20 protein-coding genes are annotated in these 15,422 nt (G+C 59.4%); all 20 read left to right on the top strand.

The window, feature by feature from the left end; genetic code table 11:
* The first annotated feature begins 117 nt into the window (after positions 1-117).
* The 20 genes from JJN09_RS01670 (at position 118) to JJN09_RS01575 (ending at position 15,413) form a co-directional block, all read left to right on the top strand.
* Entirely contained in the window at positions 118-306 is a 189-nt protein-coding gene (locus tag JJN09_RS01670; protein WP_134825654.1) for a hypothetical protein, read from the top strand.
* A 215-nt stretch (positions 307-521) separates the two neighbouring features.
* Positions 522-956 (top strand): tail fiber assembly protein, encoded by a 435-nt coding sequence (locus tag JJN09_RS01665; protein ID WP_249485181.1) that lies wholly within the window; start codon positions 522-524, stop codon positions 954-956.
* A 129-nt stretch (positions 957-1,085) separates the two neighbouring features.
* Positions 1,086-1,283: a Com family DNA-binding transcriptional regulator gene (locus JJN09_RS01660; protein ID WP_249490878.1), complete on the top strand. Its 198-nt coding sequence runs from the start codon at positions 1,086-1,088 to the stop codon at positions 1,281-1,283.
* A gap of 5 nt (positions 1,284-1,288) precedes the next feature.
* Positions 1,289-1,867 (top strand): DUF642 domain-containing protein, encoded by a 579-nt coding sequence (locus tag JJN09_RS01655; protein WP_249485180.1) that lies wholly within the window; start codon positions 1,289-1,291, stop codon positions 1,865-1,867.
* A 107-nt stretch (positions 1,868-1,974) separates the two neighbouring features.
* Positions 1,975-2,313 carry a phage holin family protein gene (locus JJN09_RS01650; RefSeq protein WP_096819604.1) on the top strand — a complete coding sequence of 113 codons (339 nt, stop codon included), beginning with the start codon at positions 1,975-1,977 and terminating at the stop codon, positions 2,311-2,313.
* 73 nt (positions 2,314-2,386) lie between these two features.
* Positions 2,387-2,908 (top strand): hypothetical protein, encoded by a 522-nt coding sequence (locus JJN09_RS01645; protein ID WP_249485179.1) that lies wholly within the window; start codon positions 2,387-2,389, stop codon positions 2,906-2,908.
* Positions 2,909-2,911: 3 nt separating this feature from the next.
* Entirely contained in the window at positions 2,912-3,520 is a 609-nt protein-coding gene (locus tag JJN09_RS01640) for a phage baseplate assembly protein V (RefSeq protein WP_249485178.1), read from the top strand.
* A 14-nt stretch (positions 3,521-3,534) separates the two neighbouring features.
* Positions 3,535-3,867, top strand: coding sequence for a phage baseplate protein (locus JJN09_RS01635; RefSeq protein WP_249485177.1), 333 nt, complete (start codon positions 3,535-3,537; stop codon positions 3,865-3,867).
* Positions 3,864-4,859, top strand: coding sequence for a baseplate J/gp47 family protein (locus tag JJN09_RS01630; RefSeq protein WP_249485176.1), 996 nt, complete (start codon positions 3,864-3,866; stop codon positions 4,857-4,859). The genes JJN09_RS01635 and JJN09_RS01630 overlap by 4 nt, the downstream gene beginning before the upstream one ends.
* Positions 4,856-5,491: a phage tail protein I gene (locus JJN09_RS01625; protein WP_249485175.1), complete on the top strand. Its 636-nt coding sequence runs from the start codon at positions 4,856-4,858 to the stop codon at positions 5,489-5,491. Before JJN09_RS01630 ends, JJN09_RS01625 begins: the two co-directional genes overlap by 4 nt.
* Positions 5,492-8,791: a tail fiber protein gene (locus JJN09_RS01620; protein ID WP_249485174.1), complete on the top strand. Its 3,300-nt coding sequence runs from the start codon at positions 5,492-5,494 to the stop codon at positions 8,789-8,791.
* Positions 8,792-8,800: 9 nt separating this feature from the next.
* A complete protein-coding gene (locus tag JJN09_RS01615) occupies positions 8,801-9,310 on the top strand; it encodes a DUF4376 domain-containing protein (RefSeq protein WP_249485173.1) in 510 nt (169 codons plus the stop codon).
* Between the two features lie 86 nt (positions 9,311-9,396).
* Positions 9,397-9,816 carry a phage tail protein gene (locus tag JJN09_RS01610; RefSeq protein ID WP_249485172.1) on the top strand — a complete coding sequence of 140 codons (420 nt, stop codon included), beginning with the start codon at positions 9,397-9,399 and terminating at the stop codon, positions 9,814-9,816.
* A 98-nt stretch (positions 9,817-9,914) separates the two neighbouring features.
* On the top strand, positions 9,915-10,100 hold the full coding sequence (locus JJN09_RS01605) for a hypothetical protein (RefSeq protein ID WP_248744319.1): 186 nt from the start codon (positions 9,915-9,917) through the stop codon (positions 10,098-10,100).
* Between the two features lie 2 nt (positions 10,101-10,102).
* A complete protein-coding gene (locus JJN09_RS01600; protein ID WP_192559916.1) occupies positions 10,103-11,269 on the top strand; it encodes a phage tail protein in 1,167 nt (388 codons plus the stop codon).
* Positions 11,269-11,775 carry a phage major tail tube protein gene (locus tag JJN09_RS01595; RefSeq protein WP_249485171.1) on the top strand — a complete coding sequence of 169 codons (507 nt, stop codon included), beginning with the start codon at positions 11,269-11,271 and terminating at the stop codon, positions 11,773-11,775. Before JJN09_RS01600 ends, JJN09_RS01595 begins: the two co-directional genes overlap by 1 nt.
* A gap of 153 nt (positions 11,776-11,928) precedes the next feature.
* On the top strand, positions 11,929-12,510 hold the full coding sequence (locus JJN09_RS01590; RefSeq protein WP_249485170.1) for a phage tail assembly protein: 582 nt from the start codon (positions 11,929-11,931) through the stop codon (positions 12,508-12,510).
* Between the two features lie 152 nt (positions 12,511-12,662).
* Positions 12,663-14,828 (top strand): phage tail tape measure protein, encoded by a 2,166-nt coding sequence (locus JJN09_RS01585; RefSeq protein WP_249485169.1) that lies wholly within the window; start codon positions 12,663-12,665, stop codon positions 14,826-14,828.
* Positions 14,825-15,208 carry a phage tail protein gene (locus JJN09_RS01580; protein ID WP_249485168.1) on the top strand — a complete coding sequence of 128 codons (384 nt, stop codon included), beginning with the start codon at positions 14,825-14,827 and terminating at the stop codon, positions 15,206-15,208. The genes JJN09_RS01585 and JJN09_RS01580 overlap by 4 nt, the downstream gene beginning before the upstream one ends.
* Positions 15,201-15,413, top strand: a complete 213-nt coding sequence (locus tag JJN09_RS01575; protein WP_249485167.1) for a tail protein X — start codon at positions 15,201-15,203, stop codon at positions 15,411-15,413. The genes JJN09_RS01580 and JJN09_RS01575 overlap by 8 nt, the downstream gene beginning before the upstream one ends.
* Positions 15,414-15,422: the final 9 nt, after the last annotated feature.

The raw sequence follows: 15,422 nt of genomic DNA, 5'->3' as shown, positions 1-15,422 counted from the left end.
GCGGGTTTTTTTTCGCCTGTAGAAAACCGGACAACCCTTGATTGGCGGGGCTTTCATGCATCTGCGCATTTCTCATGCATAAATAAATGCATTTGCGCATTGACTGGATATGCATACATGCATATTCTTGCCACCAAGCCGCTCGACAAAGCGGCTGGCAACAACAGCTCTTTAGTTCCACAAGAACAGGCAGCGATGAACCGGCCTCAACGGTTCAGAGGGTTGGCAACTGACCCGGGTGTGCAGCGTAAAGCACCAGAAGCAGTTATCCGGCGGGCAGGGACCGCGGTCGGAAAAACAATTTGAACGGACTCGTACCGCGCCAGTAGCGCCGAAAAGTCAGCTTCCTTCACGTACACAGGATCGAAGGAAGGCGAAGGAGCGCATTACTGAAAAGCCCGGTCAATGGCCGGGCTTTTTGGAATGCCTACCAGCGTAGTAACCGCAGAGATAAACCTAATCGTTCGTTTGCGCAGTGCGATGAGCCCGCGTTCAGGACAATCAAACCAGAAGGGAAACACATGAAACGATATGTACTTGTAAACGCAGCCTACGCAACCGGTTTTATGGTGGTTGAGCAAGTGTTGGATACCGATGAAGCCAAGCCGGCCAATTCGGAGGAGGGTCTATGGATCGATGTCACAGGCGACACGACAGCTCAGGTGGGATGGAAGGCCAAATCGTACTTTAACGGGTCGTCGGACTCGTGGGTCTTCACCGAACTGACGGCTGAAGAGCGAATTCAAATGGTGACCGGGCAGTGCGAGAAGCGCTATGACGAGGCTGCTCGTTGGTTGAAGTTCAATCCTTTGCAATACAAGGTCCTTCTGGGTGTTGCCACACCTGCCGAACAATCTGCATGGATTGCTTACCAGGAGTACTACATCGCTGTCAGCGAAGTGAAGAGTCAATCCGGTTATCCGACCACAATCAACTGGCCGGTAGCGCCGTTCTAGTTCAAGACGCGAGAGCGTATCACCGAGCAGCCCGGGGCATTACCGGGCTTTTTGGAATGCCTGCCTGATGCAGGCCGCTTAAACGAAGCTTCACGGCATAAACGCAGTCAGGCGGAGAAACAAAAGGATTTGCAGATGTTGAAGGACTGCCGCTGCGGCAATTGCAAAAGACTGCTCGCCCGGGTGGGCGAGTTCACAGAACTCCAGATCAAATGTTCCCGCTGCGGAACATTGAATCATGTGAAGGCCACGAGCCCCGAGCGATCGCCTGTGAGCGACATGTGTGCTGCGTCGTCAGCACAACCTGATCAATCACCTCATAGGTAAAAGACATGAACTTTCTGAAGAAATACGCTGCTCCGTTTCTTGCTATGGCACTGCTTGGCAACGGGGGCAGCGCAATCGCTGCAAACCTCCTGGTGAACGGCAGCTTTGAACAATCGACATGCGCTGGTGGCTGCATTCTGGACACCCCGGCAAAAACCAATGCCATTACGGGCTGGACGACGTTCTTGTCCGGTGCCGAATACTTCAACATGCCCAATGCCATCGGTGGTTCTGTGGCAGCAGATGGCGTGATGATCGTTGATCTCGCCAACTATGTTTACGGCAACGGTGGAGGAATTCAGCAGAATTTCGCCACCACCCCGGGCGCCCGATACCGATTGACCTTCAGCGCGGGTAACTCGCGATACGCCAGCCGCTCGGGAGACGGTGTCATTCAGGTGAAAGTGGCCGGGCAAACCGCCACGTTCAACACCCCGACAGCCAAAGGCGTCGCGGTCGAGTGGAGCATCGTCACTTACGAGTTCACCGCGATTACCGCGCAGACAACTCTGGCGTTTTCCAACGAGCAGAACCCATACGCCAACTATGCCTTTATCGACAACGTCATCGTTGAGCGCCTGTAACGCCCTGCGCAGAGTCGCTGCGGTGACTACCCGTGTGAAAGACAGCACCGCTTCGGTGCTGTCTGCTCACGCCCCTTTATTTCATCAACGCTTTCAGGAGGCGTGACATGACAAACGAGCAACAAGCGTTGGCGGACATGCCGATCTGGCTGGTCATCCTGCTGGCCGTGGCGGGCGGGGTCTCCGGCGAAATGTGGCGCGCCGACAAGGACGGCGCCCGCGGCTGGCCACTGCTGCGACGCCTCGCGCTGCGCTCCGGCGCCTGCATGATCTGCGGCGTCTCGGCGATCATGCTGCTGTACGCCGCCGGCATGTCGATCTGGGCCGCCGGCGCCTTCGGCTGCCTCACCGCAATGGCTGGTGCCGACGTGGCGATCGGTCTGTACGAACGCTGGGCCGCCAAGCGCATCGGCGTCTGCGAAGTACCTCCGCGCGACCCGCAGTAACCCCTTCACTTTCTTGTCTCGCTGCACGTCGTGCGGCGGGACTGCGCGTGGACATTTGAAAAGGAGGTCATGCATGCCCGCACCGATCCGGCAGCCATCGCAGCTGTTCACTGCGATGGCGACAGCCTTGCGCAACACCGTCGACCTGAACGTGCAGGTTGGTAAACACGATGATTTCACGGCACCCGGCGACAAGGCCTGGGTGCTGATCGACATCGAACGAAATGCACCGGGAGAGCGTGCAGCCAACGGGCGGATTGCCCATGTGCTGACGCTGTCGTTGCAGGTCATTCCGGCGGTTTCCGCCACGGCGTTTGCTGCCTGCGACCTGATCGCCATACTGAAAAACCTGATCACCGACAACCGCTGGGGCCTGCCCGGCGAGCAATGTGATTTGCCGATGAACATTGATGGCATGCCGTCGTTGGCCATTCGCGCCGATCAGCCAAACAAGGCATGGACCCTGACATTCAATCAGACCCTGTATCTCGGTCCGACCTTGCTCGACGATCCGCTCGGCACACCGAAATTCGCTCGTACCTGGGAAGTCAGCGACATCGATGACCCTGACCAATACACCTCGCTGGAGGCCTGACCGATGTTCGACGCACTACTGCGTATGCAACTGGGCCCGATCATCGAACGTCTGGCCGAGATGGAAGCGGAGATCGAAGACCTGCACCGGCGCGCCGAGAGTTATTGCCGCATCGGCATCTGTCAGGAGGTCGATGCGGCGAGCAACACCTGTCGGGTCAGCCACGGTGGATTGCTCACCCCGGCCATCAAGTTCTTCAACCCGAGCGCCGGTGCGCAAAGCGAGTCGCGAATTCCAAGCGTGGGCGAGCAGTGTCTGCTGTTCAACTACGGCAGCGGCGAAAGCGGTGCGCAAAGCGTGGCATTGTTCGGCTTGAACAGTGACCGTTTTCCACCCGCCGCCACCGTCCCCACGCTGACGCGGCGGGTGCATGTCGATGGCAGCGAAAGTGGCTACGACGATGCCTCTCACACCCTGCACTGGCAAAACGGCCCGGCGGCTTTCAACGGCTCTCGCGAATCGCTTGAACTGAGCATCGGCCCGGCGCGGCTGGCGATGACGCCGCAAGCGATCAACCTGCAACTGGGCGCCGTCGGCCTGACGATCGACGCTTCGGGCGTGCACTTCAGCGGCCCGTTGGTGGATCACCAGGGTCGCGTCATCAGCCCCTGAATCAAGAGCCTCCCATGATCGGAATCGATAGAAACACCGGGGCCACGGTCGACGACTGGCTGCAATTCGTGCAGCGCGCGACCCGAGCCCTGACCACGCCGTTGGGCACACGGCAGAAACGGCCTTTGTACGGGTCGCTGATTCCCACGTTGCTGGGACAGAACCTCGGTGACGACGTTCTGCTTCTGGCGCAAAGCCACGCCGCGCAAGCGTTCTACAACACACAGAACGGTATCGGCGACTTCCAGCCGCAAGTGATCGTCGCCAGCCGTCAGGGCGCCGGGTTGCTGCTGCGGTTTGCCGGCACCTGGAAAAACCGCCAACAGACTTTCGAGGTCGTGACATGAGCATGTTGATCCCTGGCCAGAACCAGTTGGCCGAACCTTCACTGATCAAGGTCGAGGCCTTCGAGGATCTGCTGGCCGAGTTCAAGACCTTCGTCCTCGAGTATGTCGGCACCCGCTCGCCGGACAGCGCCACGAAACTCAAGACCAGCCTGGAAAACGAAAGCGAACTGCTGACCATGGCCTTGGAAGCTTTCTGCGTTCGCTTGCAAACCCACGAACGCAAATACAACGCTCGCATCAAGCAGATGCTGGCGTGGTGGGCGACCGGCAGCAACCTTGATGCGCGGCTGGCGGACATGGGCCTGGAGCGGCAGTTGCTTGACCCGGGCGACCCGGCGGCATTCCCGCCGGTGCCCGCGATTTACGAAAGCGACGATGACGCCCGGTTGCGCTATTACCTGGCGCCCCATGCCCCGGCGGCGGGTTCGCGGATGCAGTACCGCCGCGAAGTCTTCACCCTCGGCGAACGGCCGGCGGTGAAGGTCGAATCCACCGATGCCGGTGTCGTCAACGTCACCTACACCTTCGCACCGGACGGTCTCGCCGCACAGGTCAAGGATGGCAACGGTCGCCGCACGGCCCCCGGCGAAGTGCAGGTGACGGTACTCTCCCGGGACGCCGACGGCACGCCGTCCGCAACGCTGCTCGACGGTGTGCGCCAACACTTCGCCCGGCCCGATGTCTGCCCGGAAACCGATAAGGTCACCGTCAAAGCGGCTGACATTCAGCGCTACAAAATCCGCGTCGTGGCGAAGATCAATTCCGGCCCGGATTCGGGCCTGACCAAAGTTGCCGCCGAACAACATCTGCAAGCCTACGCCGACAGTTGCCATCGTCTGGAAGGCCGGGTCGACCCGAGCTGGATCGACTACACGCTGCACAGCGCCGGCGCCGTGCAGTTGCAGATTCTTGAACCGCTGACACCCATCGTGTGCTCCGCGTTTCAAGCGCCGTACTGCACGGCGGTCGAGGTCGAGGTGCAGACGCTATGACGGACCAGACACCGCGTCCGACCCTGCTGCCGGCCAACAGCTCGGCGCTGGAGCGGGCACTCGACATCGGCTTCAGCACATTGATTGACCGCATCGCGCCACCGTTTCCCGAACTGATGAATCCAAGCTCGACACCGGTCGCGTTCCTGCCGTATCTCGCCGCAGATCGCGGCGTGGCCGAATGGAGCACCGACGCACCGGAAGCCGAAAAACGCCTGACCGTCGAACTGGCCTGGCCCACCGCGCGTCAGGCCGGCACCCGCAAGGCGCTGGAAAACGCCGCCAAGGGGTTGCAGCTCAGACCCGAAATCCGCGCCTGGTACGAACAGACTCCGCCGGGCACGCCTTACAGCTTCTCTGTACGGGCCTTCAGCGAACAACCTTACAGCGAAGCCATTGACGCCCGTCTCGACCGACGCCTGGCTGATGCCAAGAGCGAACGGGACGTGCTGTCGGTATCGGTCGGCCTCAGCGCCTTCGGCAACCACGTCATCGGTGCCGCGACCTTCTGCGGCGAACTGACCACGGTCTATCCGGTGTTCCTCGAAGGACTCGAAACCTCCGGCAAAGCCTTCATGGCGGCCGCTCTCTACACCGTCGAAACATCCACTATTTATCCTCAGGGGGCCTGAATGGCTGACTATTACACCCTGCTAACCAACGCAGGGATTGCCTACGAAACCGCCTGCAAGGCGGCGGGCGTACCGATCAAGCTGACGCAGATTTCCGTCGGCGATGGCGGCGGCGCGGTCTACAACCCGGCCGCGACGGCCACCGCGCTCAAGCGAGAAGTCTGGCGCGGACCGCTCAATGCACTGTTCCAGGACGAGAAAAACCCGAGCTGGCTGCTCGCCGAAGTCACCATCCCGCCGGACGTCGGCGGCTGGTACGTGCGTGAAGCCGGGCTGTGGACCGACACCGGCATTCTTTACGCCATCGTCAAATACCCGGAGTCGTTCAAACCGGTGCTGGCCACATCCGGCTCGGGCAAAGAGTTCTACATTCGCTCGATTTTCGAGACCAGCAATGCCTCGCTGGTGACGCTGCTGATCGACGACACTGTGGTCAAGGCCACCCGTGCCTGGGTCATGAGCTACCTCGCCGAAGAACTCGGCAAACTCGATGGCAAACAATCGGTACGTGTCGCCGCCACCGCCAACGTGGTGTTGAACGGTGCGCAGCAGATCGACGGTGTGGCGGTGATTGCCGGCGACCGCGTGCTGCTGCCGAGTCAGACTCTGGCGAAAGACAACGGTCTGTGGATCGTCGCCAACGGTGACTGGACTCGGGCCAACGATGCCAACGTCAGCGCCAAGGTCACACCAGGCCTGACGGTGATGGTGGAAGAGGGCACGCTCAACGGCGACTCGCTGTGGCATCTGACCACCAACGCGCCGATCACCCTCGGCACCACCGCGCTGGCATTCAAGATGCTGGCAGGGCGCACCGGGATTGCTGCCGGTACTTATAAGAGTCTGAGCGTCGACGAATATGGCCGCGCGACTGCGGGTTCGAATCCCGACACGTTGTCCGGTTTCGGCATCAAGGACTCCTACACCAAGGCTGAAGTCGAAGCGCTGATTGCCAAGGCCTCGGCGTTGCCGGTGGGCTCGATTGTGGCGTTCCCCGTTGATACGCCGCCACCGGGTTTCCTGGAGCTGGACAACAGCGTCAAGAGCAGCGCGACTTACCCGGACTTGAGCGCCTATCTGGGCAGCAAGTTCAACAAGGGGGATGAGGGTGTCGGGAATTTCCGGTTGCCGGAAGCGCGTGGGGAGTTTTTGCGCGGTTGGGATCATGGGCGTGGGGTAGATGGCGGACGTGCTCAAGGAAGTTCTCAGACGGATAGTCTGAAGGCTCACTACCATTTCCTTCCGACAGGCTCTGGAGGTGGACAGGCCGTTGACCCGAATGGAGAGATTCCGACAGTAGTGTTGAAGGATACGACTACTGATTGGGTATTGCGTACAGAAGGTGACAACGCTGATCTGAATATCGGTCGTGTAAGAACCTATAATTTCGGCGCTGCTACAGAAACCCGCCCCCGAAACATCGCCGTCATGTGGTGCATCAAAGCCTGGAACGCCCCGGTCAATCAGGGAAACATCGACGTGGCGGCATTGGTCAAGGAAGTCTCACGCCTCGGCTCGGCCGTTCCGGTCGGTGCTGTCATGGCGTTTCCGACGGGTATTGTGCCGCCCGGTTTTCTTGAGCTGGATGGCAGTGTGCAGAGCACTGCAACTTATCCGGATCTGGCGACTTACCTCGGTACGACCTACAACAAAGGCGATGAGGGTACGGGCAATTTCCGCTTGCCGGATTCGCGCGGTGAATTCCTTCGGGGCTGGGATCATGGTCGAGGCGTGGATGCAGGTCGCAATGTCGGTACTGCTCAGGCCGATATGCTCAAGGCGCACAACCACTCGGTCTCGTCCACCGGCAACGAAATGGTTCAGGGTAATGCCTCCGGGCTGGCTGTTACCAATTGGCGCGCCTCTCAGGGGGTGACTGGAAGTACCGGTGGAACTGAAACCCGTCCGCGCAACGTCGCAGTCATGTGGTGCATCAAGGCCTGGAACGCACCGATCAATCAAGGAAGCATCGATGTAGCTGCACTGGCGAAGGAAGTCTCGCAGCTTAAATCTTCTGTTCCGGTGGGTGCTGTACTGTCGTTCCCAACGGGCGTCGTGCCTGCCGGTTATCTGGAGCTGGATGGCAGCGTGCAGAGCATTGCGATCTATCCGGATCTGGCGGCGTATCTCGGTACGACGTTCAACAAGGGCGATGAGGGCGCGGGTAACTTCCGTTTGCCGGAATCGCGTGGTGAATTCCTGCGGGGCTGGGATCATGGGCGTGGGGTGGATGCTGGGCGTGGGCTCGGTACGAACCAAGGCCACTCAATGGTCGATCACTGTCACACGGTCCTGACTGCCGATACCGGAACAGTACCCAATCCCGTAGGCGGCAATCTGGTAGGTAGTTTCACCAATCTGGCTCCGATACCCAAGCCGGCGGGGGCAGGGGTGTTGGGTGCAACGCTGACCTCAAACATCCATATGCCGTCAGCAGAAAAAGGTGGCATTGAAACCCGCCCCCGCAACCTCGCCGTCATGTGGTGCATCAAAGCCTGGAACGCACCGGTCAATCAGGGAAGCATTGATGTCGCAGCATTGGCTGCAGATGCCAGGTCGGCTCGGCTTAACGGTGCAGAAGTCGGCGCCGCGCGTAATCTCAGAGTATCGCTGCCCGCTGCTGCATCGGTTGCAACGCTTACGGCCGACCAATTGATTGTCGAGCAACCAGGCGTTGGCCAGTACAAGTTATCGAACGTCAATCTCTCCATAAATCTGACCACCGTTGGCGCGGGCGGAATGGACTTCGGCGTTGCACCTGCAAGCGGTAGCGTCGGCATTTACGTTATTTATAACCCTGAGTTAAAAGTTGCAAAGTTGCTGGGCGTCAACGCCACGTCGGTATCGGTTCCCGAAAGCTATGCTGGCACTTATATGCCGACGGGATATACCTCCAGCGCATTGGTGAGCGTCTGGCAAACTAACGCCAGTGGTCAGTTGAACGCGGGTGTACAGAGTGGTCGCACAGTTACAACTGAGACAAAGAGATTTTTAATCAATGGTTCGGCCACTACATTCACTGCGCTTTCATTGACCGGTTTTGTTCCGCGAAATGCAAATTCGATAGGCGGTTATGTCCATGTTATCACCAGCGCAACCAATGCCGCAGGCAGCTCCATAACGCTTTGTTCGGATTCGACAGGCACTGGCTCCATTGTGTTTGGTTCTGGTGGAACTACGAATATGGGAAGCCTGACCCCCTTCTCCGGCCTGACGCTGGGGGGGACTTTGACACTCTATTATTCGGCGAACAGTGCCCCGGCAGCCAGTAATGGCTATGCGACCTCTTATACTTTCTAGGATTTACTTATGTATCGAGCATATTCAAACAATGGTGCGTCGTTGCGTTTTGTCGAGCCTGATTGGGTATTAAGCGAAAGCGAAGTTCTGTTTGATCACGAGCCAACTATTCAAGAGCTTGAGGCTGCTTTTGGATTTGACGCTGCGGAACTGGAGCGAGGGCGACAGGCGGTGCTGATCGCACAAGAGCGCTACCGACATGAAGGTGTCGGCGTTGTCGTCGATGGATTGTCGATTGATACGACCCGCGACAGCCAGGCGCTGATCGCCGGCACTGGGCTCTCTGCAGTTCTCGACCCTGAGTATCGCTGCAACTTCAAAACCCTCAATGGTTTTGTCGAGATCGGCGCCGAGCAGATTCTTGCCATTGCCAAGGCTGTCCGCGCTCACGTGCAGGCTTGCTTCGACCGTGAGTTGATCTTGCTGGAGGCGCTTGAGGCCGGCACCTTCACCGATGAAATACTCAAGGATGGCTGGCCGGAATCCTCACCCGGCACACCAGATCCGGCGCTTCAATAAACGCCCCGCACATCGGGGCGTTTTCATGTCCAGCCACCCAAGTGGGTGGTTTGGGATACGTTGGTTTATCAAACAAGGAAGAACCTATGTTTTATTCAAAATCCACGGGCGGTTTTTACGAACCTTTTGGGGGAGAGATTCCAGCCGATGCCGTTGAAATCACCCAGGAGTACTGGCAGGAGCTTTTGACCGGTCAGTCCATCGGCAAGCTGATCGTCGCGAATGATGACGGCTATCCGATCCTGGTTGACCGGCCGGGGCCGACGCCCGCCGAACTGGAAGGGTATGAGCGTTCGTGGCGCAACCTGCAGATCAAAGCCACGGACAGTGTTGTTGACCAGTACCGTGATGAAGTGGAGCGCTGGCCTACGCTGCTGACCCCGGCGCAATACCTCGAGCTGCAAACCTATCGCCGCACGCTTCGCATCTGGCCGGTGGGCGGTGAGTTGCCCCTGGCCGAACACCGGCCAGCAGCGCCGCAATGGCTCGCCAGCCTGCCTGCATAAAAACGCCCCGCACCGTCGGGGCGTTTTCTTATCTGCTGATCAGCAATTCAGCCCCTTCCTGAAAGCAGGGGGCTTTCCCGTTTATGGAGAAACGAAAAATGGCAACCCGCCAAACCTACACCGTGCTCGTTCCATTCCCCACCGGCGGTGGGCACTGGTCGAGCGTCGGCCAGGAACTCGATTTGCTCGATGTCGAGGCCAGTGCCTTGCACGGCGCCGGTCGACTGGAACTGAAAACACCTACCACCAAGGCCGTGAAGGCCGCTGCCAAGAAGGCTGACTGAATATGGCTGAGGTTCTGAACTTCGAGCACAACGGCATTACCGTCAATGCCACCGAATCCCCCGAGGCCATGGGTGGCCTGGGCGACAACGTCATCGGTCTGGTCGGCACCGCGCCGAAAGCCGATCCGCTGATTCCGCGCAACGCACCGTTTCGCATCAACAGCTTCACCACCCACGCACTGCTCGACCCGACCGGTTCGGAAGAGGGCACTCTGTACCACGCCGTTTACCAGATCCTCAAAGTGGTCAAGGTGCCGGTGTACGTGGTGATCGTCGAAGCGGGCGCAACCCCGGCCGACACCGTCAACGCAGTGATCGGCGGCGTTGAGCCGGCGACCGGCCGCAAGCTCGGTCTGGCTGCACTGGGCAGCGTCCCGGAAGACCTGACCATCATCGGCGCGCCGGGCTTCACCGGCACTAAAGCGGTGGCCAGCGAGTTCGCCTCGTTCGGCAAGCGCATCAAGGCCCGTGTAGTGCTGGACGGCAAGGATGCTTCGGTCGCTGACCAAGTGTTGTACAGCAAGGATCTGGGCGGCGCCGACCTCGGTTTCGACCGTTGCCTGGTGGTGCACAACATGCCGGCGGTGTACTCGAAAGCGGCGAAGAAAAACGTTTTCCTTGCGCCATCGAGCCTCGCGATTGCCGCGCTGGCCAAGGTCAAGCAGTGGGAGAGCCCGGGCAACCAGGTGACCTACGCCGAAGACGTGTCCCGCGTCGTTGAATACAACATCCTCGACACCTCCACCGAAGGCGATCTGCTCAACCGCTACGGCGTCAGCTACTACGCCCGCACCGTGCTGGGCGGCTTCTCGCTGCTGGGCAACCGTTCGATCACCGGCAAGTTCATCAGCTACGTCGGTCTGGAAGACGCCATCAGCCGCAAGCTGGTGAAGGCCGGCCAGAAAGCCATGGCCAAGAACCTGACCAAGTCGTTCATGGATCAGGAAGTCAAACGCATCAACGACTGGCTGCAAACCCTGGTCGCCGACGAAACCATTCCTGGCGGTAGCGTCTACCTGCACCCGGAACTCAACAGCGTCGAGAAGTACAAGAACGGCACCTGGTACGTGGTCATCGACTACGGCCGCTACGCGCCGAACGAACACATGGTTTATCAACTCAACGCCCGCGATGAAATCATCGAGCAGTTCCTGGAGGACGTTCTCTAATGTTTACCAACCGTAATCGCCAGGCCATCGCGGCCACGCTGCAAGGCCTGCCACTGTCGGCGACCGTGGAAGAATTCACGCCGCCGAAGATCGAATTCGATGTGGAAGAGATGCGTGGCGGCCGTTTCATTGTTGAAGAAATGGTCAAGGGCGGCAAAGCGCTCAACGCCAAGTTGACCCTGCAAGGCATGGGCCCCGAAGTCATGCTCGCGCTGGGTGTGAAGCTGGGCGACGACATCCTGCTGAACGTGCGTGAAGCCGGTCAGGACCAGGACGGCAACACCTGGTTCACCTACCACACGGTCGGCGGCAAGCTGAAATCCCTGGAAGAAACCGCGGTGAAGATGGGTGAAAAGCCCAAGACCAATCTGGAACTCTCCTGCCGTACCTACAACCGTCTGGAAAATGGCGTCCCGGTGATCGACATCGACGTGCGCACCCAGAAGTTCGTGCTCAACGGCGTCGACATCCTCGGTGACGCCCGTCGTGCGGTGCTGATGCCGTAAGACTCCGCTAGAAAAGCAACACCCAACCCTGTGGGAGCGAGCCTGCTCGCGATGAGGCCATCACATTCAAAATCAATGTTGACTGACCCGCCGCCATCGCCAGCAGGCTGGCTCTCACAGGTTGTACCCAAGAATCACCAAGGAATTCCTTTCATGTCGTGGATGCCACCCCAGCATGACCTGTTGTCGCCGATCACCGGTGACGACGGCTCGCAGATCGAAACGATTCAGCTCAAGCCACTGTTCTACGCCGCCCAGAAAGAAGCGCTGGAACGCGCCGGCGATGACGAAGACGATCAGTTCTTCGAACTGGCGCTGCTGGCCACCGGGCTGTCGGTCAAGGAGCTCGACCAGCTCAAGCGTCCGGACTACGTGACCATCGCGCAGTACGTGCACGAAATTTCGACCCGCCCGACGTCGTACTTTCTCGACCAGGTCGAAGACGCGGAAAAGTCCGAAGACCCCGACCAGGTGCAACTGCTGCAACCGCTCGCCGTCACCGGCCGCACCGTGACCTCGCTGAGCCTGGAAATGCCGGCGCTGCGGGCCACCAAAGTGATGAAGAAGCTGAAAACGGCCAAGGAACGCGCCGAGTTCATCACCGCCCATTGCACCGGCCTGATGATCCCTGATCTGGCCCTGATGAGCGTGCCGGACTGGACGCAATTGCAGGTGCGCATCGACGATTTTTTAAACCAGCCGGCGGCCTTCTTTCAGAGCGCGACATCGAAGTAATCCTCGATATCGTGCCGCTCATTTACCCGGTAAGTGAGGCGGAAATTCTGGAGTGGGACGCCGAAAAGGCGTTGCGCCGCTACGACATAGCGATCACTCGCCTTGGCGTGAAACAGGAGTAGAGCGGCATGGCAGAGAGCAGGTATGCGCTCATGAACGCGAGTGAGAGTGGTAATACGGCGGACGCACTCACGGCCAATCCCGGCAAATCGCTGCAGGATCTGAACCTGACGCTGTCCTTGGCCAGCGTGGATATTCGCTTGCTCACGCAGGAGCAGATCAAGCTGCGTGAACTGCTGGTCAGCCAGCAGTCGTTGTTCAAGGTCGTCACGGCGCCGCCAGCCGCCAATAGTGAGCCGAAGTCAAAACTCAAGGCGGAGATCGAGCAGCGCCCGCCACCGAAAACACTGCAATCGGCGATGGCCAACGAGACGGCGCTGGTTGAGTTGAATCAGGTGCTGCACCTGAGCAACAAATCACTTCAGGCATTCTCGGAAAAGAACCTGGAAATCGCCAGTGATAAACGGGTTGCCCCCAGCGGGGCTACTGGCGCGGATCTGCTGCAAGTGCAGCTCGCAGGCCTGCGCTCCGGCATCAGTGATGGTCTGAAGGGCGAGCAGAAAACGGAGGCGTTACAGGACTTCTCCCGTGATGCGGCCATCAATGCCTCGGCCTTCAGGATCGATGTCAAGGCTGCTGGCGAAATGTTGTCGGGCTGGGGCACTGCTCTGAAGCTTGATCGGGTGCAGAGCCAGGATCTGGCTGATGCGACCAGCTACCTTGGCAACAGTGGCCTGAACGTCAAAGCCGCGGACATCGGTTCCGTCGTTCAAAGCGCTGGTGAGGGCGCCAAGGCGGCAGGGATGACACCCGAGCAAGTGGCTGCACTTGCGGCGGCGTTCCTCAACAGCGGCGCCAGCAAGACAGATGCCGGAGCGGCGCTGAAGAGTTTCACGACGGTTCTGGGCAAGGGAGAGTCCGCATCGTCGGCGCAGCGCTCGGCCTGGGCCGACATAGGCCTGAATCCGGAGTCGCTCGCGCGTGGGATGAGTGACGATGCACCCGAAACGATCAAGCTGGTTCTGGAACAACTCAAGCAACAGCCTGAAGAGAAACAGGCTTCGCTGACTAAAACGCTGTTTGGCAACAATGATGCAATCCTCGAGTTGTTGAAGAAACCTGAGGATGTTCAAACGGCGTTCAAGCTGGTTGCTGACAAGTCCCTGTATGCAGGCTCGACGGGAAAAACCGCTGAGGCTTATGGCAATACATCGCAGGGACGCTGGAATGCGCTGGATGCGAGTCTCAACCGGCTGTCCACGGCAGTCGGCACTGCATTGGCCCCGGTGACGGACGGCTTTGCCATCGGGCTCACTGCGGTGGTCAATGGACTGAGCGCAGCCGCCGAAACTTTCCCGTTCGTCACCGCAGCACTGACATTGCTTGGTGTGGCTGCCACGCCGTTTGTGGCGGGCGCTCTGAAAACCGGCGTGTCTGCCGTGCTTGATGCGGTCTCCACGAGACTTCTGCGCCTGGCTGCGGCACGTTTACCGTCCGAAGTCGGCGATATGATCACCGGTGACGATGACAACGGTGGCGGCCGCAAAAAGAAACGATCGGCTCGCAAGTCGGGTCAGGGCAAGCAGGCCAAAGCCTCTGCGAAAGCTGCTCGGCCCCGCACGCCCGCTGTTCGTCAAAGCCTGGGCAGTCGACTGCGCGGTGCGGCGATGAAGGTCATGCCTTCGATCAAACGTGCGTCTGCCAGGGTCTTGCCTGCGGTGCGGAGCGTCGGAGCCAAGGTCATGCCGATGCTGTCCCGGATGGGACCTTTGGCGGGTAAGGTCGCTGTCCCGTTAATGGTGGCGCACGCCGCTTACACAGGTCTCAAAGGCGTGCGTGAAGGTGATGAAAAAGCGGTGGGAAGCGCAAAAGGTGAGCTGGCAGGGACAGCCATTGGCGCTGTGATCGGCGGGCTTCTTATTCCAGGTGCCGGCATAGCCATCGGGAGTGTCTTGGGTGGATTGGCGGGCTCATTGATAGGAGAAGCACTCGCAGACCCGCCCGCCGACAAACTCGCTGCGCCGGGAGATGTCGCGAAAAACCTGGTCAACGCTCCCACCCAAAGTCAAAACCAGCAAGTCACCTTCTCCCCACTGATCCAGGTCACTTGTCCGGCACCGGACACTGCCGAGCAGATTCGCACGATCATCGGGCAACAACTGAGCGGGCAATTCCACGGCCAGTTCCTGCCGCTGTTGACCAACAACCCGCTCGCCACCCGCCGTGACGCAGCCCTGACCGATGGAGTCGCCCAATGAAACAACAAATGGCACTGGGCAGTTTCATCTTCGGACTGTCCCGGGATTTCGCGTACAGCACGCTGTCGCGAAAATCCGAGGGCGGCTGGACCGAGCTGCAGATCCTTAACAGCAAGCCCAAAGCCCATCAGATCGGACAGAAACCCGAAAACCTGACCATCGGCGGTACTTCGATGTACGCCGTGGCGATGGACCGGCTCGATGAACTACGTGCGCTGCAAGCACTGAGAGCGCCACTGCCGCTGATTGACGGCATTGGCCGCAACTGGGGTTTGTGGCGGATCACCAGCATCGACGAAAACCAGAGCGAGGTCATCGATGACGGCACCGCGATGGTAATCAAGTGGGTGATCGTATTGACGGAGTTCAACAATGCGTAAGGTACGAAGCGTGGCCGGCGATTCCGTGAATCTGTTGCTCTACCGCGAAACCGGTCGCAGTGATGACACCGCCGAAGAAGCCCTGTGGAAACTCAACCCGACTTTGGCCGAACAGGGCCCGATCCTAGAGGCAGGTGTCTGGGTGACGCTGCCGGAACTCGACAGCAGACCCGCCGCGATCAAACCGGTTCTGGCCTGGGATTAAGGAGGCTGC

It is taken from the genome of Pseudomonas sp. HS6, assembly GCF_023375815.1.
Taxonomy (GTDB): Bacteria; Pseudomonadota; Gammaproteobacteria; order Pseudomonadales; family Pseudomonadaceae; genus Aquipseudomonas.
The sequence above is the reverse complement of the archived record's forward strand: the minus strand, read 5'-3'. Positions and strand labels throughout refer to the sequence as shown.